The following is a 23,252-nucleotide window of genomic DNA, read 5'->3' as shown; positions in this document are numbered from 1 at the left end:
TCACCCCTACCTATGGCTAAAACCGTTGCTGACGTGATGACCACCGACCCGATTTCGGTGACCCCCACAACCATTCTGAAAGATGCCATTCAGTTGCTGGCAGACAACCACATCGGTGGCCTTCCCGTAATTGACGACGCCAATAACTTGGTGGGTATTTTGTCGGAATCTGACTTGATGTGGCAAACCACTGGCGTTGATGTGCCCGCTTACATCATGCTGCTAGATAGCGTCATCTATCTAAAGAATCCGAACCAATACAACCAGGAGCTACACAAAGCCCTGGGGCAGTTAGTCAAAGATGTGATGACGGATAAAGTGATTACGATTACCCCTGACAAGTCCCTACGAGATGCGGCCCACCTGATGCATGACAAGAAAATTCGTCGCCTACCGGTGGTGAATGACCAAAAGCAAGTGGTCGGGATGCTAACCCGGGGCGATATTGTGCGGGAAATGGCCCGAAGCACTGATTAGCACTAGTCTGGCCCAGATGTTGGCCAGTACATTTGGTAGAGGGGTAGGTGCAAGCGACGGGCGATCGCCCCAGACAGCCCAAACTTCCGCCGCAAGCCTTGGGGTAATTCTTTGTCACCAATGGGGACAAACCCCACCCGCCGATAAAACTGGGCTAGACCAGTCCCCAAACATTCCAGATACAGCGGTTGAGTGGCCTGCTGGATCAGGTGTTGGGTTAACGTTGTCCCCAATCCCTGTCGCCGCCAACCAGGGCGCACTACCAAACTCCCCAATTCTTGGCTGTCGGCAAAGGTGCGTAACTGCCCACAAGCCACAATGTGGCGATCGCATTCAATGAGCCAAAATTGTTGCCAACGCAGTTGGGTAGGGTCCAGCATGGCCCGCAGCACCAACCATCGAATCGGCCACCGATCGTGGGTTTGGGCTGGTCTCAGATGGTAATTGGGCGGCAGTGAGGAGAGATGCATGATGATTGGATGGTTGGACTAAAGGCCAAGCTTGCCACAGGAGAACCGCCCCAGGGGGCTATCGCTGATCCCCGAAATAGCCGATAGTAGAAAGAGCAGATGTGTGCCGAAGACTACGCTATGGCTATTACCCCAGATTCTGTCAGAGAACTGCTCCATTCCGAAGACTATGGGGATCGGCTGCGAGCTGTGAATCAAATGCGGGAACTGGACCCTGCCGCAGCCTTTGAACTGGTCCAGCTAGCGGCCAATGACGGCAACGCCCGGGTTCGTTACGCTGCTGTTAGCCAGTTGGCCAGCCTGGGCCACCAAGATTTAGTCACCGCAGAAGCGTTGCTGCGTCGAGCCCTCACCGGGGATCCAGAACCTGATGTCCAGGCAGCCGCAGCCGATACCATTGGTGGCTTACAGCTGAAAAGCATCTATGGTGAACTCATGTCTTTGTACCACAGCACCGACGAGTGGTTGGTAAAATTCAGCATTGTGGCGGCCTTAGGCGAACTCGGCGAACCTGAAGCCTTTACCCTGCTGCAAGGGGCCGTCACCTCTGACAACGAGTTGATTGCCACCGCTGCGATTGGGGCGTTAGGAGAATTGCAAGACGATCGTGCTTTGCCCGTGCTACTGCCCTTTACCACTCATCCCGATTGGCAAGTGCGCCATCGTCTGGTGCAGGCGCTATCTCGATTTTCCCAGCCTGAAGCCAAAGCCGCCCTACAGCAACTCGCCCAAGACGAGTCCCCCATTGTGGCTGAAGCCGCTCAGCAGCACCAGGCAATGACATAAGCATACATAACGAAGTTTGCTATAGTGAAAAAGTAGACTTAAATAATAAATTGCCTGTTAGTTTCTAATCATTTGAATTTTCGGCATTCGAGCTAGCTTGACTCAAGCTGTTACAGCCCAGAGTGAATACCTCTAGGGCTGAAGCTTAAGGTTACGGTATCCAAAATAACTGATGCAGTAACTGACTCAGAGTGCAGCTTTGAGAAACTTGCTCAGATGCTATATAGCGTCCTTAGAGGCTCTGGAGATTGTTGAGTGGTTGCAGTTTCTCCGCCAGTTAGCCGACAGAAATGGAGCACGTTGAGCTTTGTTTCGACTTTATACCTCCACCCCGTTCTAGATTTACTCTTGGCGGAGGTGCCTCAGTCCTGGCATGCTGAGCTTCGCTTGGGGTTACAGGAGGCTTTGGTCAATGCCGCTAAACATGGCAATCGTCTAGATCCCACGAAGCAGGTTTCTGTTAAGTATGCTGTTTCCGGTACTTTTCTTTGGTGGGTGATTGCCGACCAAGGGCATGGGTTTAATTATCCCTGTAGCTGTGACGATACCTTCCCTGGGGAATGCATTTTTCATGCCGAGGACTGTGGTCGGGGGCTCTACATCCTGTATCAGGTGTTTGATCAGGTGATTTGGAATCAAGGGGGCCGGGAGCTGCACTTGGGAAAAGCGTTGAAAGTACCCAAGCGCCTGCCGCTGATTCGATAGGAGAGCTTAGCCCATCAGGGCTAGCCGAGGCAGTCAAAAAGGACATGCCGAATATATCGCTCAGGTGATTCTCAGCTTTAATGGGCTGCTTTTTGAGCTCGCTCGCCATGGGTGGGGCAGGGGGGAGGGGTCAGTGTCTGGTTTAGCCAGCCTACCGCTTGCTCGGCTCGGGGTAGGGCTTCGTCGGGTTGTTGGCGGAGTAGGTAAACCAAGGCGGCAGCCAGTTGCTCGCCAGCTCGGATCTTGCGATCGCGGTTTAACCGATGCCAGTCTAAGGGTTGTATGGCTAGGCGTTCAGCCAGGGCCTGAGCCAATTCAAGGGTAGATAACTCGCTCAGGAGCTGATCTGAGGTAGCAGGTCGCGAAAAATCTGGTGCAGGTGGCATGGTTTCAAGCGCCAATTGGGGTTAACTAAGAACAGCAGAGTTACGCTGTTCGTTCTGTTTCTTTCTGTATTGTGCATGATTAAGCCCCGCGATCGCCAAGTTCGGCGCTCCTCTCAACAAGGTTCCCTTGGCCCAGGATCAGACGGTCAGGGGGCTAATGTCCCATCATCGTCTTTGCCAGAGTTATTACAGCAATTGAGCCATCTAGAAGAACGCCTGAAACGACTGCGGACGGGCGTGGGCAACCTGGTTCAACTTCAGCAGGTCCAAGACGCTGGGTCCAACTCAGACCACCAGATGGTCCAGATAGAAGTGGCCCAACTTCAAGCCGAGGTCACTGACTTTGAACTCGACCTGGCCAGTCGAGTCCTGTCTTGGCAGCACCTGCGAGAGCCCTTTTGGCAAGCCGCGCGATTTGGTGGGATAGGGGTACTGATTGGTTGGGGGTTGGCCTGGTTGATCTACCGGGGCTAGGTTTGACCGGGGGCTGATCCCCAAATTTCACTCTCAGTAAAATAATTCGGGTGATTTTCATTGGCGACCTTTAATCCTTCACCATCCATGCTAGGATTATAAATCGTGGATAGGGCGGGTCGGTGCCCGAGTGGTTAATGGGGGCGGACTGTAAATCCGCTGGCTACGCCTACGCTGGTTCGAATCCAGCCCGGCCCACCACGTTAAATAGGCCCTTATAGCTCAGCGGTAGAGCACTCCCTTGGTAAGGGAGAGGTCACGAGTTCAAGTCTCGTTAAGGGCTTTGATACTACTGATGTATGCGTTTTGATCCACCCCTCCCGATCAGGGGACAGCGTTATCCTAGTTTCGGGTTAGGTAGGATTGGCGGCTAACTTTTGCCGTCCCTGCTCCATGATCTGATCGTACAGGGCTTCTAGGGAGGGACTGCAACCCCGGCAACCGGCAATGACTTGCTCGGACCAGTCCAGGTAGGCTAGCCGCCGCTCCAAGGGCCAACCCACTGGGGGCGACGCAATCATGTCTTGCACATTGCTAATTTTGTCAGCGATTTTGATTTGTTTCGCCCGGCTAGATAAGTGCGGCGCATGCTCAATTTGCAATCGCTTGCGCTCTTCTTTGGGCAGACGCTTATCGTCGGTGACTTCCTCGACCACCTGTCGCACCGCAGCACCGAAATGCTCGTCCAGTTCTGTGGCCGTAGTGTTGGTATCTTCTAGGGTGTCGTGCAGAATGGCCGCTTGTAAGGTGACCAAGTCAGTGACCTGCCCCTCGCCGACCAATAGTCTAGCTACGGCGATGGGATGATTAATATAGGGGGTGGCCTCTTTGTTTTTGCGCCGTTGGTTTTGGTGTTTTACGGCCGCAAAGTGCAGCGTCTCCAGCAGAACGGCTGTATCAGAGGTGGTTGACGCTAAAATCATGGTTACAGGAAGAAAGAGTGGTGTCTAAGAATTACGGGTTTATACCAAGCCCAGCTCGGGATCTGTAGCTGTAGCTTTCCCAGGCGAACTGTTACGGCTGGACCTGGTTACGATTTAGAGATGGTCAGTGTCCTGGTGGTTATGGCTGAGTCGTCTTGACCTGACTGGCGGCAGAAATGGACCGTTTAGCGTCACGAGTCATCGTTTTAATGAACTCTACCCGGCGACATCGTAGGGCTGACCAATCTGCATCTATGGCCACCTGCCGCACGGGTTCAAAGCCCAGTCGCCCCAAGGCCGCCCAGCCGGTATCGCGGTTAATACTACTGGTGTAGTTCTTTGAGCTGCGCTTAGGATATGCAAACCAGACGAGGCCATCCCCCTCCACTTTGGGACCAATGATGGCCGCTAGATGGTCAACCTCTTGTTGCTGCATGACAAAGGCTAAGGAAAATTCAATGCTCGCTAAGCTGTCTACATGGCGGTGAATCGTTACTCCGGCTAAGGCTGCAAGCTCAGGCTCAAAACTGGTTGGAGCATTCACCACTAGCAGGTCTGTTTGCCCTTTGAAATTTAACTTTTTAAATAGGGGGGTCATGGCATTAGCCTCGGTACCGTTGCGGCGCATTTCTTTTATCTTACTGGTCGGCCCTTCAGCGAACGCTGTATAGGGCAGTACTGAAGCTGAGGTGATCGGGCTTATCTAAGTCATATCCTTCGCTACGTGCTAACCCAGTCTTAATCAGGCTGACGGTCAAGCCGCAACGCTTCTTCTAGGGCTGCTCGCTCTTGGGCTTTTTGTACCAATGGGATCAGTTGATCTTCCGCCAACCCAGTCAGTAAGCTCAGCCCTTGGGGGGTCAGTCCTTTAAGCAGCATTTCGATACACCAGGTAGCCCGGGCCTGTTCGATCGCGGGAGGCTGTCCAGTGGGGGCAACAATGTCAGTGGTTAGGTCTGTCCACAACTGTCGCACCAAGGGGGTTGTCATCGGTTGACCAGCACTGCCGATAAACATAGCCGCAGCCTCGTCGTTACGACTTTTGAGCCAGCGGGTCAGGGGATTTTTAGTGTAAGTGCCGTAGCGATGGCCCATAATCCACTGATTGACGGGTACCTGACGGGGCTGATGGCCCACTTGCAGAATGTGCTGCCGCTGATCATAGACGGCATTGACCCTCTGCAATTGGGCAATTTCCTCTGGGGTTAACCCTGCCCCGAAGAGAACATAGACAATGGCATAACTTTGCGCCCCAGCTTTGCGGGCTGTCTGCAAAATGCGATGGACCACAGGGGCTGGTAGATCGGCGGTGGTACTGGCCATTGGTGTGACTGGGGCCAAGCTGAGGTAGGGGCCGGTGGGTGGGCGCGATCGCAGACACAGGAGCCACTGCACCAGCCACTCGATCAAGGTCTCGCGGTTGGGCCAGAGAGCGTGGTATGGCGTCGTACCATCAATGACGGCATAACTCACCAGCAGTGCGGTCACCAGGCCAGCCACTTGATCGGTGGCTAGGGGGCTGGAGGATTCACTATCAGCCAAAATCAGGGAAAAATAGTCATTAGTAAACCCCTTGACGCTTTGTAAGCCTCGTCCCACAGCCTGCTGGTTCGTGGTCGAAAACTGCCCGGCTTCCCCCACCACCGAACAGACTAACTCGGCTAACTGGTCTAGGGTGTCTAAGGATTGTACAAAATAGTTTCTTAACGCCTGATCCGGCGTCATTTGTTGGACTGTCTCGCGATCGAAACAGCTATCTAATCTAGACAGAACCTCAGCCTCTTCCATCACAGCAGAAAGCAAGCCGTGCTTGCTGCCAAACTGACGAAACAGCGTCACCTCATTTACCCCAGCCAAGTCGGCCACTTGGCGAGTGGTGGTGGCGGCTACCCCTTGACTGGAAAATAGCTGGAATGCTGCATTAATAAGGCGCTGTCGCGCCGATTTGCGTTTGACTGCCATAGATCAATTGAATCCAAGTCCAGAGGGTAGGTGTTGCCAGCGGACACGATCGATGCCGAGTTGGACTTGGCATAAAAGTAAGTGACACTTGCATATTACCAAAGAAATTGTTAGTCTGTATTTGCAAGCAACACTTGCATGCTACACCGGGCGCAGGCAATCTTACAGGGCCAGCCAAGGCGTAGCTACCTGGAGGTCGTTACGTCATTGATCAAACGACCTTGGTAAGCACTTACGGATAAGGATTTTCTATGACTCAAGTAATGACGCGGCCACCCACCCAGCCGACAGCTGCCAAGCTGCACTGGAGTGTCTTAGGCTTTTTTGGCCTAATGCACGGCATCGCCCTATTGGCACCCTGGTTTTTCTCTTGGTCGGCTTTGGGGGTAATGGTATTGCTGCATTGGCTTTTTGGTAGCATCGGCATTTGTCTGGGCTACCATCGGTTGCTGACCCATCGCAGTTTACAGGTACCGAAGTGGCTAGAGTACGTGCTGGCCACGGTGGGGGCAATGGCGCTACAAGGTGGACCTATTTTTTGGGTAGCAGGACATCGTCAACATCATCTCTACACTGAAGATGCGGAAAAAGATCCCTACGCCGCCAGCCGTGGGTTTTGGTGGAGCCACATACTGTGGATGCTTTATCCTGAGCCGTCGGTTTTTGACCGTCAGATCTATCGCAGCTTTGCCCCTGATATCGCCCGTGATCCCTATTATTTGTGGTTGGATAAGTATTTTCTGCTGCTACAAATTCCAGTGGCGATCGGTTTATTTGCCCTGGGTGGTTGGTCTTTTGTGATTTATGGCAGTGTTTTGCGGATTGTCACCCTGTGGCACTCCACCTGGCTGATTAACTCGGCTACCCACATGTGGGGCAAGCGTCGCTTTAATGTGGATGACGGCTCTCGTAATCTGTGGTGGACAGCCCTACTGACCTACGGCGAAGGTTGGCACAATAATCACCATGCGTTTCCCAATGTGGCCCCAGCGGGCTGGCGCTGGTGGGAAGTTGATGTTACCTGGTGGGCGATTCGGACTCTGGAAGTGGTCGGTTTGGCTAAGCGTGTGGTGCGCCCCCCAGCAGATGCCCTAGCCCAACTGCGGTAAACCGCTAGGCCATGTCAATTTCGGGTTTAAGCGCGATCGCTGGCTAGTATCGGCTGGCACAAACATTAGTCACCTTTGCCACCAGTGACAGGGTTATCCCGCTTTGAGTCAGCGCCCCGTGTGTAGGTCCACACGGGGCGCTGTGGCATTGGGGGGTAGGAAGCCAGCGGCAGCGACGGATAGAAATGCCATAGAAGGCCGAGAGCGATCGCTCTAGATTAGCTTGCTAGCAACAAGTCGTTCTCGATATCGATGTCAACACCGGGTCTGACTCCTAACAATCGGGCGCTTCGTCCAATCCTGGGTTTACCATTTTGCTCTGCCATACCGCAGTAGTAGAGTTTCGCCATCTGTCACAGTTGATTCAATCGTATAAAGCCATGATGCCATTGAGGGGGGTGGCGGCGACATAACGGTGAAGTTGTGCGGCGGCAGACAGGCTTGAACTCCCACCGATAACCTCTGTACCGTCCGCACCAACGCAGTGTTGGGCTGCTGGCTGTAGCGTAGACTTAAAGCTAGCGCTGAGTAGCCTCACCCAATGCCTCCTGAAGTACTTCATCACTCACACCATGACGCTTCAAACTGGCAATCAACGCAGAGACGGTATCTCCCTCTAATCGCTCAAGGTCACTACGCAACCCTTGACCAATATAAGCACGTGCCAAGGGTTGATACCCGGAAAAACCCAATATTGGGGCTAGACGCTTCAGATCCTCAATTACATCTTCTGGCATCCGAATAGTGATCGTTGTCATGGGTCGATCCCTATTCAATCTTTGTTTCAAAGCATCAACCTTCATAGTACTCACGTTCCTTGCGTGTCGCTTTACGAGCCGAAATAATCCTAATGGTGTCGTTTTCACGCTCTATATAGACGACGTATAAAAGATTCCAGCGTCTGTCTAAACCAATGACAGCATCGCGGGCTTCCTCATTGCGACTTGCATCAATCACCGAAAGGAATGGATCAAAGAAAGCCTCTGCAGCTTGCTGGAAAGTAACTCCATCGTGGTTTAGGGGATTAACCCTGGCCTTCTCGTCATTCCAAACGAAGGTAACGCCATTGAGCACGAAATATACATCCATACCCCATATTGTAAGCAGCATGTATTTACATCGTCAATACATGCTGACGTTAAATGCCTTGATTCGATTCAACCCCTGGTACTCAGTCGATATGCTCGGATAACCGTCTAACAGATTACCTTAAGCGGCCCAACGTTCCCAACCAGCGACGGCAGATAACCTCGAACTCAGCATCAGCGACTTTCGTCCGTCTGCTGCGTTGGAGTTGTTAGACCGTGCTTCCGCGACAAATTCACAACTTTTCTGCCACTCTCAGCTTGTTGCTTTTGCAGATCAGCGAAAAGTGCTTTCAAGTTATGGTCGAACGACCGTGAATACTCTTCACGGATTCTGTGAATTTCTTCCACAATTACATCTTGATACATAGTTAATCTCCAAGCAGTTCATAGGGTGTACAAAGAATCGGCAACTCATACCCGGAATCGAAACTGATCTCTGCCAATTTCTTCTGAATTTGGGCATTAGCGATATGCTTGCAGTTCCATGTGAGCAGATAATCCATTCCATGAATCGTTGCGGCGGCGATATGAACCGCGTCAACATCGGCTTTCGCAGGAAGACTACTACGCTCTAGGAATTGCTCCGCCAGGTCAAGGACAGATTGATTCAGTTCGAGCAAATCAAAATCACGAATAACTTCGAGCCGCTGGGTTGCAATTTGAGCGTCGCATTGGGAAGTTTCCTTTACGACTGCTTGAGATGTATAAAGCTGAAATTTACTGCGACGTGTATCCCACCACTCTCTGGTGATCTCAATATTGGCAGCCACAACCAGGTCTCTGCTGGGTCGAGCAGTGAGGTATCCTAAGATACTCGTTTCAATGTAGACAGCTTCACTCATGTAGGAAGTGGGCAGCGACTTTCCCTATTTTAGCCCACACCGCTGCTTGTCTGCCTCAGAAATTGGGCTAGACTCAGTTCAGTATAGAGAACTAAAACTCAGTTCTTAATTCTTGCTAGTCAGCAGGTTAGGTTGAGCTAGCTAAACCCAACATCTAGAAAAACAACGCAATCATTCAGCCAAAATGATTAGGGAGTTGATGAAGATATTACCCTTTAAGACACGATGGTTCAGGAGCAAAACCCTTTCGAGCTTTTTGGATTTCCTTCGTCAACCCAACCTACAGGCGATCTGCGATCGCTCTAACCTTGGCAAGGTTTATTTTCTATTCATTCGGCTGAGAGCTAATCTCGTGGTATCGTTGACGTTGAGCAATCCACGCTTGATTTAGCATCTCCCATATCTGCTCGTACTGAGCATAGAATTCTTCTAGTTCGCTGATATCTAAGCCTGTTTTTTCTTTTCCTGTAACGTAGAAGTTAAGTCGGTCTTTTAACTGATAGAGCGAAGCATTTGCTCGCTCATGTTCAACCCACAGAGCACGATAGTTAAAGAATGGTTCAAGAGCATTCAGTACAGTAACGATAGCTGTGAAGGCAAAAGCAAGATTTTTAAGGGGCAGTTGAGCATGCATGCCTATGTCGAGCCCGAGCAGTACGGTAGCTCCGCCTGAAAGACAGAGAATCAAGACCTTGATCGAAGTGGCTCGCTGCTGATTTATCTTCCGCTTTCTGCCAACATCCTTGATCGAACTTTCTAAGTAACCCTGCAAGAGCTCGACTTTTTTCATGCATTCAGACGAGGAGAACTCAGAGCCGGAGTTGAGATCAGCGTGGGAATGTGCCTGGCCAGTCATGCTAGATCCTCTGATAACCTAACTTGTCGCGAAATGGGTCTGGGTTCCGTCTGTCATAAAAATGGTGCTTCGGAGAGCTTAGAAAGGTTCTGCAAGACTAGCCGACAAACCATCATTGGACCAGTCTTCTCCATATCAGCCTTTGCCAGCTTCCTTTCATGCACTGGTTATTGAACCTCTTGATCATCAAGTTACAGTTCAGAACATGGCTTTGAGTGAACCTAACGGCTCGCTTGAGCGGCTGAAGATAACTTCTGCCATGACCAAGATTCGCCGAAAGTCCGCTCCAAGCGAATTGTTAGGCAAATAGCTCAAAAGGTTAAGTATAATCACCTCAAAATTTGTTCAAGAATTAGATGGTTTGAAATACCTATCAGTTTCAGGGTAAGCCATACGCCAAGCCAAGTAAACTTCATCCTGCTTCTTATATTCTTGAATCGCCTCGTAATTATTAATAAACCAATCTTGTATGATGCTAACTATTAGCCCTGGAAAAACAACAGTCCCAGCTGTTCCAATTAAAGCACCTACAAGGAATTGATTAAGCAAAATAGCGGGACAAACACCAGCTAAGACTGTGAGTCCAGAAAAGATTTGAAGCCCTTTTTTCAATCGGCTACTCTTATCCAGAATGTTATCAAAGCTGATCATTAGCTGATGGACACCTTTACTTATTTCCACTAACTCCCTTAGAAATATCTTCTCTTGCGCAAATTGGTCTGGAGAATCTAAGTCATAAATCAGATTATGAAAATATATCTCAAACTGTTCATATATAGCTTTTTCAATGCGCTTGATTTTGACAATATCTTCCTCTCGGATCTTTGAAAAATGTGGTTGGAGTAAAACGTCTTTATTAACTTCTTCAAAACAATAAATTAGCTTTTCTAGCTCAAAGTTTGCTGACAGTAGCTCACACTCTTCTTCCAGAATCTTTTCTATTTTCTTCTGATTTTCAGAATAAATTGGAATTATTTTGAGGCAATTTTCTTTTAACAAAAGACGACACTGACAAATCAATTTTAGAAGTCCATAGAATATCTCGTAGCCAAATTTTTGAGATCTCAACTCCAAGGCTTCTATATCTCTCTTGCCAAATACTTGAATAGAAGGATTTAGAAACTGAATCTTACTGTGAGCAGGAAAAGGGAAAGATATGATAACTCTTGACGCAAAAAAAGATGCTTTCTTAAGAAAAGTAGCGCAAGGTAAATTTCCTATGCAGCAATTTTCATTCAAAGAAACAGCATAGTGTATATTTACCCGGAAAGAATTTCTAAACTTCTTTAGTTCATGAATAGTTATTTCGGATTCTTTCTCCAATAACTTAAAGAGCCTCCGGCAGAAACTTGATTTCATATTTACGTCCTTAAGATTCTCGTAATCTTGAGGACTATTGATTCCATATTCCTCTAAAAGACAGCCGACATTGAAGCTGGGATTAAGAATAGACATAATAATACCTCTCTCCTTAACAACAACTTGGTAAGCAGCTCTACTTATTAGTATAAGATTTCCAAGAGTAACTCTAATAGCTAGAGACAAAATTCAACATTCAAGCAGCAGTCGCGTAAGCTGCCTAACTATATGTTAAGCATCAGATCCGGTGGATAACCACTGTTTTAATGGGTATTGTCCACCAGATCTGCGGGATAATACCCAGATTTTAAGGAATTAATCATCATTTCATTATCGCTGGATAACACCGTGGGTTTGGGGTGTTATCCAGCACTTTTGAGGGTTAAGCATGGTAGCTAAGGGTATTAGCCAGCACTTTTGACGGATAATACCCCTCTTATCGGGGTTATCCAGCATCCACCTATGTCACCACCTCAACCACCGCGTCTGCTTGATCAGGTAAGGGAAACCATTCGCCTTAAGCATTTCAGCCTAAAAACCGAGAAGTCCTATGTTTACTACATTCGGGATTTCATCCTGTTCCACAACAAGCGCCACCCTAGAAAGATGGGAGTCGACGAGATCGTTGTTGGGGCACAAGGATGTGAAGACCACCATGATTTACACCCACGTGCTGAATCGCGGTGGGCGGGGGGTGCGCAGTCCGTTGGATGGGTAGGGGGGCAAGGGTAATTGTGAAGGCTACGGTTGACGGCGGGGAGTCGCCCCACTATGCTCTTACATTAAGCCGTTCAACCGAACGGTGACCACACAGAACTCGAAAGCTTTGGCGCTGTCCGCAGGTGTTTGCACCACCTACGAACAGCTAACCCCGCAAGTCTATCCAGCAGATTGCGAGGCTAGGATCAACCCTAGCACCCAGTTTGCACCTCCAGCGTGGGTCGCTAGGGTTTTCGCGTTCTGTTTTCCTCAAACCCACCCCCGCCCACTTCGACAGGTTCCCCCTCTGGGGTCGCTGTGCGAACAGTACAAGCCTCCGAGGAGGGGATGGCGGCGAAGGGTTTGTTTTCTGCAAACGCAAAAAAGGAAACAGAACCGATGTTGCAATATCTCGAACCGGGCGCCGGTGCTGTGTCCGGCAGTGCGTCCAGCCTGCCGCCGTCGGCCAGCAGTCCCCGTCCGCCTCGACCCGAAAAAGTCCGCCATCTGCTCTACGGCAGCCTACCCGCCCTAGACCGCACCATCAAAATCCTCCATGCCCTCGGCTATGCCGACCCCAACGATTGGAGCGATCCCCTGCCAGTGCCCCAAAGCGGAGGGACTCCCCCAGCGGTTAGCCCCTCCGAGCAGACGCCACCGAATCCAGTCGAGGGGGTTCCACCGAGCGCAGTCGAGGTGTGGATGGTGATCCTCACCAAAACCCTACTGCTGGAATAGTCTGGGGCCAACCGATCTCAGGGGTCTGCATCTCCTCGGCTCCATCAGCCTCAGCTAAGACTAGACCCCTGGGATTGGGCCTAACTACACGATCGCCACTGGCGGCAACTCCTCCTGGTTTTCTGGGTGAAACAGGGTGGCCTCAATGCGGCAGCCCCGGTAGGCCAGAGTGTATAGCTCTTTTAGATCGCGGATCAGCGGATAGCGGGGGTTGGCCCCGGTGCATTGGTCATCAAAGGCTTGGTCTGCCATCTCTTCTACATGGTCGTAGAAGGCTTTGTCGTCGTCGTTCAGCACTTCTCGAATCGTCATGGGAATATTGAGCTGGCGCTTCAAATCCTCGATCGCATCCACTAGCCGCTCCACCTTTTCATCCTCGGTGGTGCCGCCCAGTTGCAGGTAGTCGGCAATGCGGGCGTAGCGCCACTTGGCATTAGGGTACTTGTACTGCGGGAAGATTGCCTGCTTAAAGGGCACATCGGTGGCGTTATAGCGGATCACATGGGAGATCATCAGGGCATTAGCCAGGCCGTGGGGCACATGGAAGGTGGACCCCAGCTTGTGGGCCATGGAGTGGCACACCCCCAGGAAGGCATTGGCGAAGGCCATGCCAGCCATAGTGGCAGCGTAGTGTACCTTTTCCCGCGCTTTGGGATCGTTGGCCCCATTGGTGTAGGCACTGGGCAGGTATTTCAGCAGTAGCCGAATGGCTTCCAGGGCCATGCCATTGGTGTACTCCGAGGCATACACCGACACGTAGGCTTCCAGGGCGTGGGTGAGGGCGTCGATGCCGCCAAAGGCAGTCAACCCCTTGGGCATATGCAGCACCAGCTCGGGATCAACAATGGCCATATTGGGGGTCAGGGCATAGTCGGCCAGGGGGTACTTGATGCCGGTGCGATCGTCGGTGACCACCGCAAAGGGGGTGACTTCTGACCCGGTACCTGAGGTGGTGGGGATTGCCACCATCAGGGTTTTTTGGCCTATGTCGGGCAGGTTATACACCCGTTTGCGAATGTCCATAAATCGGGTGGCTAGGCCCTCAAACTCGATGTCGGGATTGTCGTACATCATCCACATCACTTTGGCCGCATCCATGGGGGAGCCACCGCCAAAGGCGATGATCACATCGGGGTTGAAGGTTTTCATCAGGTCTAGCCCCCGGTTGATGGTGGCTAGGGAAGGATCGGGCTCCACATTGTAGAAGATGTCGTACTTGATCCCAACGTCTTCTAGCACCTCCTCTAATCCTTTGGTCATGCCCATGTCATAGAGGGGTTTGTCGGTGACAATGAAGGCCCGCTGTTTACCGGCCAGTTCCCGCAGGGCCACGGGCATGCAGCCGTGCTTAAAGTACACCTTGGGCGGAATCCGGAACCACAACATGTTCTCCCGTCGTTCGGTGACGGTTTTGATGTTGAGCACATGGTGCGCGCCCACATTCTCGCTGACGGAGTTGCCGCCCCAGGAGCCGCAACCGAGGGTGAGGGAGGGGTCAAGGCGGAAGTTGAACAGGTCGCCGATCGCCCCTTGGGACGCGGGGGTGTTAATCAACACTCGCGCCGTTTCCACGTTGTTCTCAAATTCCTCGATGTGCTCATGGTTGCCGGGGGCGGTGTAAAGCACGGCGGTGTGGCCCCGTCCACCAAAGGTAATCAGCCCCTGGGCTTTGGCCAGGGCATCGGCAAAGTCTGTAGCCCGATACATGGCCAGGATGGGCGAGAGCTTTTCAAAGGCGAAGGGTTCTTCGGTGCCAATGGCATCAACTTCCCCAATGATCACCCGGGCCGTCTCGGGCAGGGTGATCCCCGCTAGTTCCGCCAGCTTGCTCACGGGCTGGCCGACGATCGCCCCGTTCAGATGGCCATCTTTGAGAATAATTTGGCGGACTTTGTCCCGTTCTTCGGGGTTAAGCAGGTAGGCACCGCGATCGCAGAATTCCTGACGTACGGTGTCGTACACCGCATCTTCCACAATCACCGACTGCTCACTGGCACAGATCATGCCATTGTCAAAGGTTTTACTCAGCAGAATGGAGGACACCGCCATCTTCAGGTGGGCGGTGGCATCGATCACCGCTGGGGTGTTGCCTGCCCCCACCCCTAAGGAGGGATTGCCTGAGGAGTAAGCGGCCCGCACCATGCCGGGGCCACCGGTGGCCAAAATCAGGTTGATGTCTCGGTGTTGCATCAGGGCCTGGGACAGGGGCACGGTGGGTTCGTCGATCCAGCCGATAATATCGGTCGGAGCCCCCGCCTCGATCGCTGCCTTCAGCACCACCCGGGCCGCTTCAATGGTGCAGCCTTTGGCCCTAGGGTGGGGGGAAAAAATAATGCCATTGCGGGTTTTCAGGGCCAGCAATGCCTTAAAGATGGCCGTAGACGTGGGGTTAGTGGTGGGCACGATCCCCGCCAGCAGGCCGACGGGCTCCGCAATTTTCTGCATGCCAAAGGTTTTGTCGGCTTCCACCACGCCGCAGGTTTTTTCGTCTTTGTACTTGTTGTAGATGTACTCCGAGGCGAAGTGGTTTTTGATCACCTTGTCTTCCACCACACCCATGCCAGTTTCGGTCACCGCTTGCTTGGCTAAGGGAATGCGAGCCGCATTCGCCGCCAGGGCCGCCTGCTTAAAAATGTGATCTACCTGGGTTTGGGAAAAGCGGGCATACTGCTGCTGGGCCGCTTTAACTCGGGCAATTAACGCTTCTAGCTCATCGAGATTGGTGATGTGCATAGTCAATTCCTGGAAAGGTCTTCGAATGGCACGATCGCGCGCCAACTATCTAACCGAGTTATCTACTAACAGACCTACTTAATTGAACTCATGGAACTCATTGGTTCAGCCCTGCCATCTTGGGCCGTGTGATCTCTAACTTCGGGGGGATGGACACCTGGGGCTGTACAGACCTGTGATGTATCGACGCTATGCCGACCGTGCCCTAGCCGAATTTTTACCGAAATCACAACAACAAGGCAACTCTTGAAGACAACTCTTGGTCAGGCTCTTTGCAAAACCAGATCCATCCTAAGAGCAAGGGATCCCAGTTAAAGGATTTTCTAGCTATTTCTTAATCTTTACCCTTCTCTGGTTTCAAGGCTTCAAAGATCATGCTCTAATCAACTAAGCTGACCAAAATATTTTTTCCAAACTAAAATAGGCAGCGTTAATATTTACTATAGATTCATGAACCTAAAAAAAAGGTGAGACTATCCAGTGCATGCCCAAAATAAATCATGAGATCGTTTAAAAGCAGTGCTTAAAGCTCATCAGTCCCACAGGCTTAACGTTCCTTAACTTTTGCAAGCGCCTACTCGTAGGGCCTTTCGGGCCACTCTCAGGTTGTCGCAACCTTTTTATGAGCTGCTTCAATTAGCTTTACATTGCGACATCTTATTCTCATAATCTTTTTCCCGGGGGCCTGGTAATTTTGGCTGAAAGTCAATGGCAGTGGGCTAAACTTTGTATTTAGGATAGTTTTAAATATCTAGTTTGAGTTGGCTATGGCTAGCTTCTCCGCATCCAAGCAAAGCAAAAATTCGCTTGACATCAAGAATGCGTTTTGAATGATACTTTTTTTTGTCTGCGGGCAGTTAATATGAGATTGGTCTGGACTTGTAAGGTTAGACCAATGTTTATGACAGGCCTAGTATTGTTGATGTGTTGGTCTTAGATGGCTAGAATCACTATTCCGTGGCATCCCTTACTAGGCGAGGCATAGTTCTGTAGCAGTTCTTGCTAGATGAGGTAAGGTCCATCTCCTTAAGTCAAGCATTTTGGGATCATTCACGTACCTCATTAGTCTTCAATGTAGTTAGGGGTTTATATGATTAGACAACCAGCTCACCTATCTTCACCTGAGGTGGTGACCGCTACCCCTGGGCTTAGTCCAGAGGTCAGCCCTACAGCTAGCGTCTTGACCGACCTAGGAGAGCCATCCCAACAACTCCAGCAAGCCTTGTTTAACAACTTGCAGTGGGTCCAGGGTAAGGACGAACAATTTGCCAATGCCCACGACTATTACATGGCCTTGGCCCATAGCGTACGCAATGAGCTGCTGAAGAAGCGCATCCGCACGGCCAAGACCTATGCCCAGGCCCAAGCCAAGGTGGTGTACTACCTGTCGGCAGAGTTTTTGATGGGGCGTCACCTGGGGAATGGCCTGATCAATTTAGGGTTACACGAACCCATGCGTCGCGCCTTGGCGGACTGCGGCCTGGACTTGGATGAGCTGCTTGAGCGTGAAGCTGAACCAGGGCTAGGTAATGGCGGTCTGGGTCGCTTGGCCGCCTGTTTCATGGATTCCCTCACCACCCTCAATCTACCCGCTGTGGGCTATGGTATTCGCTACGAGTTTGGCATTTTTACCCAGGCCATTCACAACGGTCACCAGGTGGAAGCACCCGATCGCTGGCTGACGTTTGGTAACCCCTGGGAAATTGCCCGGCCCGACTACCAGGTTGAGGTCAAGTTTGGTGGTTACACCCAGGTCCATAAAGATAGTGACGGTAATTATCGGGTGCAATGGGTGCCCAGCCAAACTGTAATTGGCATTCCCCACGATGTGCCCGTTCCGGGTTACGGCACTGAAAACGTCAATATTCTGCGGCTGTGGAAGGCCGAGGCCGGTACGGCCTTTGACCTGAATGCCTTCAATGCTGGAGATTACTTTGGGGCCGTGGCCGATAAAATGATCTCTGAAAATATCACCAAGGTGCTATATCCCAATGATGAAACCGCTCAGGGCAAGGAACTGCGGCTACAGCAGCAGTACTTCTTTGTAACCTGTGCTCTGCAAGACATTATTCGTCTACACCTGCGGGATCACCCTAGCCTAGACGACTTGGCAGACTTCGCAGCAATTCAGCTGAATGATACCCACCCAGCCATTGGTGTTGCCGAACTGATGCGCCTGCTGATTGACGAGTACCACTTCACCTGGGGCGCCGCCTGGCCCATTGTCCAGAAGGCCTTTGGCTATACCAACCACACCTTGTTGCCCGAAGCTCTGGAATGCTGGTCGGTGGACCTGTTTGGCAGGCTGCTGCCCCGTCACCTAGAGCTAATTTACGAAATTAACCACCGCTTTCTAGATCAGGTGAAGCTGCGCTATCCCCAAGATCCAGAGAGACTGGCCCGGTTATCGCTGATTCAAGAAGGTCCTGAGCGGCGGGTGCGCATGGCTAACCTGGCCTGTGTGGGTAGTCACGCTGTTAATGGCGTCGCAGCGCTGCACACCGAGTTATTAAAGCAAGACGTGCTCCACGACTTTTATGACCTGTGGCCTGAAAAGTTCACCAACAAAACCAACGGCATTACCCCCCGTCGCTGGTTGTTGCAGTGTAATCCTCGCCTGGCCCAGCTCATTTCTGAGACCATCGGCGATCGCTGGATTACCCACCTAGACGACCTCAGGCAGCTAGAAGCTCATATTGATAACGACGAGTTTCGCCGGGCTTGGCAGTCGATCAAGCAGGCTAACAAGTGGGATCTCAGCCACCATATTCAAAGCACCATGGGCATTGAGGTGCGTCCCGACTCCATGTTTGATGTGCAAATTAAGCGTATCCATGAGTACAAGCGCCAGCTGCTAAACGTGCTGCATGTGATCACCCTGTACAACCGCATGGTGCAAAACCCCGGGGATCATGTGGTGCCCCGTACCGTGATCTTTGGTGGCAAGGCCGCCCCTGGCTATGCCATGGCTAAGCTGATCATCAAGCTCACTACCGCCGTAGCCGATGTGGTGAATAACGACCCAATTGTGGCTGGACGGCTGAAAGTGGTGTTTTTGCCTAACTACAACGTGTCGGCCGCCCAGCGCATCTTTCCGGCTTCTGACCTGTCCGAGCAAATTTCCACCGCTGGTAAAGAAGCCTCGGGCACCGGCAACATGAAGTTTGCCCTCAACGGGGCCTTGACCATTGGCACCTTAGATGGGGCTAATGTGGAAATTCGCGAAGAGGTCGGGGCTGACAACTTCTTCCTGTTTGGCTTGACCACTGAGCAGGTGGGCGCATGCAAAGCGGTGGGTCACAACCCCTGGCACTACTACGACACCAACCCCGAGCTGAAGCGAGTGGTGGATGTGATTGCCTCTGGGCTGTTTAGTCCTGAGGATCCCAATCTGTTCTTACCCCTGCTGGATTCGCTGTTGGTGGACGATCCCTACATGGTGATGGCCGACTATGCCGCCTACATTCAATGTCAAGAGCATGTCAGTCGCTGCTATGAAGACCAGGATCGCTGGACCCGCATGTCCATCCTAAATGCGGCCCGGTCGGGTAAGTTCTCTGCCGATCGCACCATTGCCGACTATGCTCGGGATATCTGGCATGTGAAGCCGGTGCCGGTTGCACCTGAGGAATAGGTGCTGTCGCTTTGAGTTTTGCCTGATGCAATGGATGCCCCCAGTTGGTTACGACCGCTGGGGGTATCTTTTGGGTTAGGTCTATGGGTGTCGGTCCAATGGGTTAAGCCCAATCATCTCTGATGTCAGGCCAGTCCTTGGACGGCTTACCCTGGGTTAGGGGCCATGGATCAAGAGGGCTGGGCCCCGAGTTCTTGCAAGGATGCGATCGCAGCGGCACTCAACCCTTGCACCTGGGCCAAGGTCATCCCTTCATAGAGGCGGGGACTCCGAAGCACTTGTAGACATTCCCCAGAGGTAATATTCCACAGTCGAATGGTTTCGTCGTGGCTTCCGCTAACCAGACAGGGGAGGGGAGAAGCGGATTTGTCCATCGGCATCGAGGCCAGAAAGGTCAGAGAAGAAACAGCGCTCGTGTGGCCCTCGAAGGTTTTCAGACACTCCCCCCGGCGGTTCCAGAGTTTGAGAGTGCAGTCTTGGCTGCCGGTGGCCAACCATTGTCCCGACGGGTCAAAGGCCACGGTTTTAACCTGGCTGGTGTGACCCTTGAGAGTGCTCAGGCACTCGCCGGTGGTGGCGTCCCAAACCTTGGCCGTATAGTCCTCACTGCCGGAGACAATCAGGTCATCTTCGGGGGCAATGGCCACGGCCCAAACTCGTTCCCTATGGCCAGCTAGGGTGCGTAAACAGTCACCGGTTTGAATGTCCCATTGCTTGACGGTTTCGTCATTACTGGCCGTCGACAACCAGGGGGAGTGGGTGGCCAAGGCACAATCCCACACCCAACTGCGGTGTCCCTCCAAGGTACGGAGGCAGTCGCCGGTCTGCATGTCCCACAGTTTAGTGCCAGCATCGGCCCCACAACTAGCCAGGGTTTGGCCATCGGCACTAAAGGCCAGACCATAGATCGGGGCGGTGTGACCGGGCAGCACGGTCAGACAGTGGTGAGTCGTTAGATCCCAAATCCGAATTTTGCCATCGCCCCCGGCTGTAGCTAACCGTTGCCGGGCCACATCAACCACCACCGCCCAGACCCAGCTGTCATGGCCTACCAGGGTTTGGCAGCACTGGCCAGTCCTTAAATCCCAAATTCGGGCTAGTTCGTCATCGCCACCACTCACTAAAAAGCCAGGACTGGCCCCCGTAACCCCATAGACCTGGCTGGAGGATCCCCGAATCGTTTTCACGCATTGTTTAGTCAGACCATCCCACAGTTTGACTGCTTTATCATTGCCGACGCTGGCGATGAGGCGACCATCTGGGGTACTGGCAACGCCCCACACTTCGCCACGATGGGCCACGGTGGTATGGAGACACGTGCCCTGGTGAATATCCCAGTATTTCAGGGTTTGATCAAAGCTGCTGCTGACCAAGATGTTGGTATTGGGGATAAACGTGGCTGCACTAACAATATGGCGATGGCCAGTGAGAGTGGTTTTTAGGTCCCCTGTGGCCACGTTCCAGAGGCGGATAGTGCCATCCATGCTGCTGGTGGCCAGGATTTTGCCGTCCGCACTAAAGGCAAGGTTCCAGACCAAGTTGGCATGTTCCCGCAGCACATGCAGACATTGCTGGGTTTGGAGATCCCAAAGGCGCACCGTTTGATCATGGCTGCCGCTGGCGAGAATCACCCGCCCTTGGGCATCAGCGACGGGGGCAATGGCCACAAAAGCTACCCGGTGGGTATGGTCGCTCAGGGTGCCGAGGAGTGTCCAGGTGACGGCATCCCAGAGGCGAATGTGGTTGTGGTAGCTGCCGACCAGTTGGCGACCATCGGGGCTCCAGGCAATCGAAGAACACCCCTCGTCCTCCCCTTCTAGGACTTTGAGGCACTGCCCGGTGGCTACATCCCAGATTTTGACCACATTATCGGTGGTGCCGCTGGCCAGACGGGTGCCATCTGGACTAAAGGCGAGCCGCCAGGTCCAGGTGTTGTGGGGCATCGAGCGAATCAGACGACCACTGGGCATCGCCCACAGCCGCAGGTGGTTGAAGTCGGCTGAGGCCAGTATGGTGCCGTCCGGACTAAAGGCCACCGCTCGACTGTAGGTGCTGGGTTCGGCAAACACGGTCTGCTCGAAGGTGGCATGGGTAAAGTTGCACTGGTGCAGGGGGGTATTCACCAGATAGGCCTGACGAATCCATAGGCCTGAAACATCAGTGCCCGTCAAATCCAGGCCCAGGTGGTACATCAGGTTAAGTAGGTTGCCAGCACTGTAGCTGGGGGTATGGGCAAAGTGACGCCTAACCTGGGCCAAGACCTGCTGCAAGTGGGTGGCCAGCCGTTCTTTGGGGCAGAGATGGGTTTTTAGTCGCTCCGCCAGGGGGGTAAGCATGACCCGCCGTTGGCTCTGGCGAATGTACTCCTTGGCGGTGGCCTGGATCAGGGGGTAGTGGTGGAACCAAGGAGAGTGGGGGGATGGGGAGGTGGGGAGGTGGGGAGGTAGGAAATTGGCACTCGGGGCATCTATGGCGGTTAAATCTGCAAAGACTTGCTCCAGGAGGCACTCTACCCAGTATTCCATCACCACCGGCTGCTGGGTAAAGCCCAGGTCACCCCGTTCAATCAGGGAGCGGCGATTGAGGGCTTCTAGGGCTTCAATTAACTGTCGCCGCGACACGGCCTGGCCCACATCGGCTTGAAGTTGGGCCAGGGTTACCCATTCGCGGTGGATGGCCAGCCAGGTCATCACCTGGTGTTCAAGCTCGGAAATGCGATCGCATTGTTGCTGCAACAGCCGTCGCATATCGCTGAACACCACCGCCTCATCCTGCAAGAACTCGGCAATGCTGCCCCCAAACAGATCACGGATGGAGGTAGCCACAATTTGCAGCGCCAGGGGATTGCCCCGATAGCGATCGATCAACCGCTGGTGGTCGGTGGTGGACCCCGCCAGCCCCTTGGCCTGAAACAGCGCCTGACTATCCAGGGCTTTCAGACCCGGTAGGGCATGGGAGCGCACCGGCAAATGATCCCCCTCTAGGGCGGCAATTTCCCCCGGCTTTTCTCGACTGGTGATCAGCAAACAGCTTTGGTGGCTGCCTGCCCCCACCTGTTGCAGCAGGTCACCATAGGCTTCATAGCCCGGCAGATAACGGCCCACCGCCTGGCCAGTTTGCAGAATGGTTTCAGCATTATCCAGCACCAGCAAACAACGGCGCTGCCGTAAGTGATCCATCAAACGGGCAATTTGGGCCGTCTGCCCCGGGGGTAACTTTACCTCCTGCTGCTGGGACAGAATCGGCAAAATATCCGCCAGCACATCACTCAGCTGCGGCGCATCCCGCAAACTACGCCACATCACTACCTCAAAGTGAGACTGCACCGTCTGGGCCAGCTTGATCGACAGAGCCGTCTTCCCCATGCCCCCCATGCCCAGCAGGGCAATTAACCGACAGCGATCGAGCACAATCCACTGCTCTAGGGCCTCAAGTTCCTGCTGGCGGCCATAGAAGTGGGAGACATCGATGGCTTCGCCCCAGGAGGTGGTGGGGATGGGGAGATGGGGAGATGGGGAGATGGGGAGATGGCCTGCCCTGAGCGGAGTCGAAGGGGGAGATGTAGGGGCAGACCCAAGTGTCTGCCCAACCGAGGAATAATCGGATTCCGTAGGGGCAGACCCAGGTGTCTGCCCAACCTCTGGAAATTGGTAATCGCGGCGATCGAGGGTGAGGCCAAAGGCGCAGAAGAACGCTTCTAGGGTTTGGCGATCAACGGTGGTCTTGGCATCAAGAACTTTGGTGATGGTTTTGAGGGAAAGCTGGGTGCGATCGCACAATTCTTCCAGGGTAAACCGCTGCCCTTCATTGTCTTGCAGCTCCATCTGTCGCCGAGCCGCATTCAACTTTTCCTGCCCCTGGGGCGTCAACACTACCCCACGGCGTCGCAAAATTCGCTTTTCCACCACTAACTACAACTTCCTTGCCCTGAAATGAGGTTGAGGGGAATGGGCGGCACTCTAGTACAGACCTAAGGAAAGAACTGCTGGACCATGGCCTGGAAACACAAGC

At 52.7% G+C, this 23,252-nt stretch carries 20 protein-coding genes, 2 tRNA genes and 1 pseudogene; 10 read left to right on the top strand and 13 right to left on the bottom strand.

All coding sequences use genetic code 11. The features are described from left to right. Positions 1 to 12 precede the first annotated feature (12 nt). The gene (locus E1H13_RS01590) at positions 13 to 477 is read left to right on the top strand and encodes a CBS domain-containing protein (RefSeq protein ID WP_169611641.1); all 465 of its coding nucleotides are present in this window, start codon (positions 13 to 15) and stop codon (positions 475 to 477) included. A gap of 2 nt (positions 478 to 479) precedes the next feature. Here the strand turns inward: E1H13_RS01590 and E1H13_RS01585 are convergent, their stop codons facing one another. Next, a complete protein-coding gene (locus E1H13_RS01585; protein ID WP_169611640.1) occupies positions 480 to 947 on the bottom strand; it encodes a GNAT family N-acetyltransferase in 468 nt (155 codons plus the stop codon). 120 nt (positions 948 to 1,067) lie between these two features. Between E1H13_RS01585 and nblB the strand changes: the two genes are divergently transcribed. Both nblB and E1H13_RS01575 read left to right on the top strand, forming a co-directional pair. Beyond that, positions 1,068 to 1,733: a phycobilisome degradation protein NblB gene (gene nblB / locus E1H13_RS01580; RefSeq protein WP_169611639.1), complete on the top strand. Its 666-nt coding sequence runs from the start codon at positions 1,068 to 1,070 to the stop codon at positions 1,731 to 1,733. 255 nt (positions 1,734 to 1,988) lie between these two features. Beyond that, positions 1,989 to 2,438 (top strand): ATP-binding protein, encoded by a 450-nt coding sequence (locus tag E1H13_RS01575; RefSeq protein WP_169611638.1) that lies wholly within the window; start codon positions 1,989 to 1,991, stop codon positions 2,436 to 2,438. Positions 2,439 to 2,515: 77 nt separating this feature from the next. On the opposite strand, the gene E1H13_RS01570 is transcribed toward E1H13_RS01575, so the two are convergent. Next, entirely contained in the window at positions 2,516 to 2,824 is a 309-nt protein-coding gene (locus tag E1H13_RS01570; RefSeq protein ID WP_169611637.1) for a DUF6439 family protein, read from the bottom strand. 75 nt (positions 2,825 to 2,899) lie between these two features. Between E1H13_RS01570 and E1H13_RS01565 the strand changes: the two genes are divergently transcribed. From E1H13_RS01565 to E1H13_RS01555, 3 genes are all read left to right on the top strand, one after another. After that, on the top strand, positions 2,900 to 3,298 hold the full coding sequence (locus E1H13_RS01565; RefSeq protein ID WP_169611636.1) for a hypothetical protein: 399 nt from the start codon (positions 2,900 to 2,902) through the stop codon (positions 3,296 to 3,298). A 116-nt stretch (positions 3,299 to 3,414) separates the two neighbouring features. Beyond that, positions 3,415 to 3,499, top strand: a tRNA-Tyr gene (locus tag E1H13_RS01560). 10 nt (positions 3,500 to 3,509) lie between these two features. Then, positions 3,510 to 3,581 (top strand) — tRNA-Thr (locus E1H13_RS01555). 70 nt (positions 3,582 to 3,651) lie between these two features. Here E1H13_RS01555 and E1H13_RS01550 read toward each other — a convergent pair. The 3 genes from E1H13_RS01550 to E1H13_RS01540 all read right to left on the bottom strand — a co-directional run bounded on the left by E1H13_RS01550 (position 3,652) and on the right by E1H13_RS01540 (position 6,183). Then, complete coding sequence (locus tag E1H13_RS01550) at positions 3,652 to 4,221, bottom strand: HD domain-containing protein (RefSeq protein ID WP_169611635.1); 570 nt, start codon at positions 4,219 to 4,221, stop codon at positions 3,652 to 3,654. A 139-nt stretch (positions 4,222 to 4,360) separates the two neighbouring features. After that, positions 4,361 to 4,819 (bottom strand): hypothetical protein, encoded by a 459-nt coding sequence (locus E1H13_RS01545; RefSeq protein ID WP_169611634.1) that lies wholly within the window; start codon positions 4,817 to 4,819, stop codon positions 4,361 to 4,363. 140 nt (positions 4,820 to 4,959) lie between these two features. Beyond that, on the bottom strand, positions 4,960 to 6,183 hold the full coding sequence (locus tag E1H13_RS01540) for a TetR/AcrR family transcriptional regulator (RefSeq protein WP_169611633.1): 1,224 nt from the start codon (positions 6,181 to 6,183) through the stop codon (positions 4,960 to 4,962). Positions 6,184 to 6,434: 251 nt separating this feature from the next. Between E1H13_RS01540 and E1H13_RS01535 the strand changes: the two genes are divergently transcribed. Further along, positions 6,435 to 7,292, top strand: a complete 858-nt coding sequence (locus tag E1H13_RS01535; RefSeq protein WP_169611632.1) for a fatty acid desaturase — start codon at positions 6,435 to 6,437, stop codon at positions 7,290 to 7,292. A gap of 518 nt (positions 7,293 to 7,810) precedes the next feature. On the opposite strand, the gene E1H13_RS01530 is transcribed toward E1H13_RS01535, so the two are convergent. The 6 genes from E1H13_RS01530 to E1H13_RS01505 all read right to left on the bottom strand — a co-directional run bounded on the left by E1H13_RS01530 (position 7,811) and on the right by E1H13_RS01505 (position 11,533). Next, complete coding sequence (locus tag E1H13_RS01530; protein WP_169611631.1) at positions 7,811 to 8,095, bottom strand: hypothetical protein; 285 nt, start codon at positions 8,093 to 8,095, stop codon at positions 7,811 to 7,813. Beyond that, positions 8,085 to 8,381 carry a BrnT family toxin gene (locus E1H13_RS01525; protein WP_169611702.1) on the bottom strand — a complete coding sequence of 99 codons (297 nt, stop codon included), beginning with the start codon at positions 8,379 to 8,381 and terminating at the stop codon, positions 8,085 to 8,087. The genes E1H13_RS01530 and E1H13_RS01525 overlap by 11 nt, the downstream gene beginning before the upstream one ends. A 173-nt stretch (positions 8,382 to 8,554) precedes the next feature. Further along, on the bottom strand, positions 8,555 to 8,746 hold the full coding sequence (locus tag E1H13_RS27845; protein ID WP_169611630.1) for a hypothetical protein: 192 nt from the start codon (positions 8,744 to 8,746) through the stop codon (positions 8,555 to 8,557). A gap of 2 nt (positions 8,747 to 8,748) precedes the next feature. Beyond that, on the bottom strand, positions 8,749 to 9,222 hold the full coding sequence (locus E1H13_RS01515; RefSeq protein ID WP_169611629.1) for a type II toxin-antitoxin system VapC family toxin: 474 nt from the start codon (positions 9,220 to 9,222) through the stop codon (positions 8,749 to 8,751). 325 nt (positions 9,223 to 9,547) lie between these two features. Continuing rightward, positions 9,548 to 10,078 (bottom strand): SLATT domain-containing protein, encoded by a 531-nt coding sequence (locus tag E1H13_RS01510; protein ID WP_169611628.1) that lies wholly within the window; start codon positions 10,076 to 10,078, stop codon positions 9,548 to 9,550. Between the two features lie 345 nt (positions 10,079 to 10,423). Further along, positions 10,424 to 11,533 (bottom strand): hypothetical protein, encoded by a 1,110-nt coding sequence (locus E1H13_RS01505; RefSeq protein ID WP_169611627.1) that lies wholly within the window; start codon positions 11,531 to 11,533, stop codon positions 10,424 to 10,426. Between the two features lie 366 nt (positions 11,534 to 11,899). Between E1H13_RS01505 and E1H13_RS27840 the strand changes: the two are divergent. Together E1H13_RS27840 and E1H13_RS01495 are read left to right on the top strand one after the other, a co-directional pair. Then, positions 11,900 to 12,061: pseudogene (locus E1H13_RS27840) on the top strand (phage integrase N-terminal SAM-like domain-containing protein); the annotation flags it as partial. A gap of 474 nt (positions 12,062 to 12,535) precedes the next feature. Continuing rightward, complete coding sequence (locus E1H13_RS01495) at positions 12,536 to 12,874, top strand: hypothetical protein (RefSeq protein ID WP_169611626.1); 339 nt, start codon at positions 12,536 to 12,538, stop codon at positions 12,872 to 12,874. A gap of 84 nt (positions 12,875 to 12,958) precedes the next feature. Here E1H13_RS01495 and adhE read toward each other — a convergent pair whose 3' ends face one another. Continuing rightward, a complete protein-coding gene (gene adhE, locus E1H13_RS01490) occupies positions 12,959 to 15,613 on the bottom strand; it encodes a bifunctional acetaldehyde-CoA/alcohol dehydrogenase (RefSeq protein ID WP_169611701.1) in 2,655 nt (884 codons plus the stop codon). A 1,084-nt stretch (positions 15,614 to 16,697) separates the two neighbouring features. On the opposite strand from adhE, the gene E1H13_RS01485 reads away from it, so the two are divergent. After that, complete coding sequence (locus tag E1H13_RS01485; RefSeq protein ID WP_169611625.1) at positions 16,698 to 19,241, top strand: glycogen/starch/alpha-glucan phosphorylase; 2,544 nt, start codon at positions 16,698 to 16,700, stop codon at positions 19,239 to 19,241. 170 nt (positions 19,242 to 19,411) lie between these two features. Here the strand turns inward: E1H13_RS01485 and E1H13_RS01480 are convergent, their stop codons facing one another. After that, positions 19,412 to 23,146: an NB-ARC domain-containing protein gene (locus E1H13_RS01480; protein ID WP_206069873.1), complete on the bottom strand. Its 3,735-nt coding sequence runs from the start codon at positions 23,144 to 23,146 to the stop codon at positions 19,412 to 19,414. Between the last annotated feature and the right edge of the window lie 106 nt (positions 23,147 to 23,252).

The organism is Nodosilinea sp. P-1105 (assembly GCF_012911975.1).
In the GTDB taxonomy this organism is placed as follows: domain Bacteria; phylum Cyanobacteriota; class Cyanobacteriia; order Phormidesmidales; family Phormidesmidaceae; genus Nodosilinea.
This window is presented reverse-complemented; position numbering and strand designations above follow the sequence as displayed.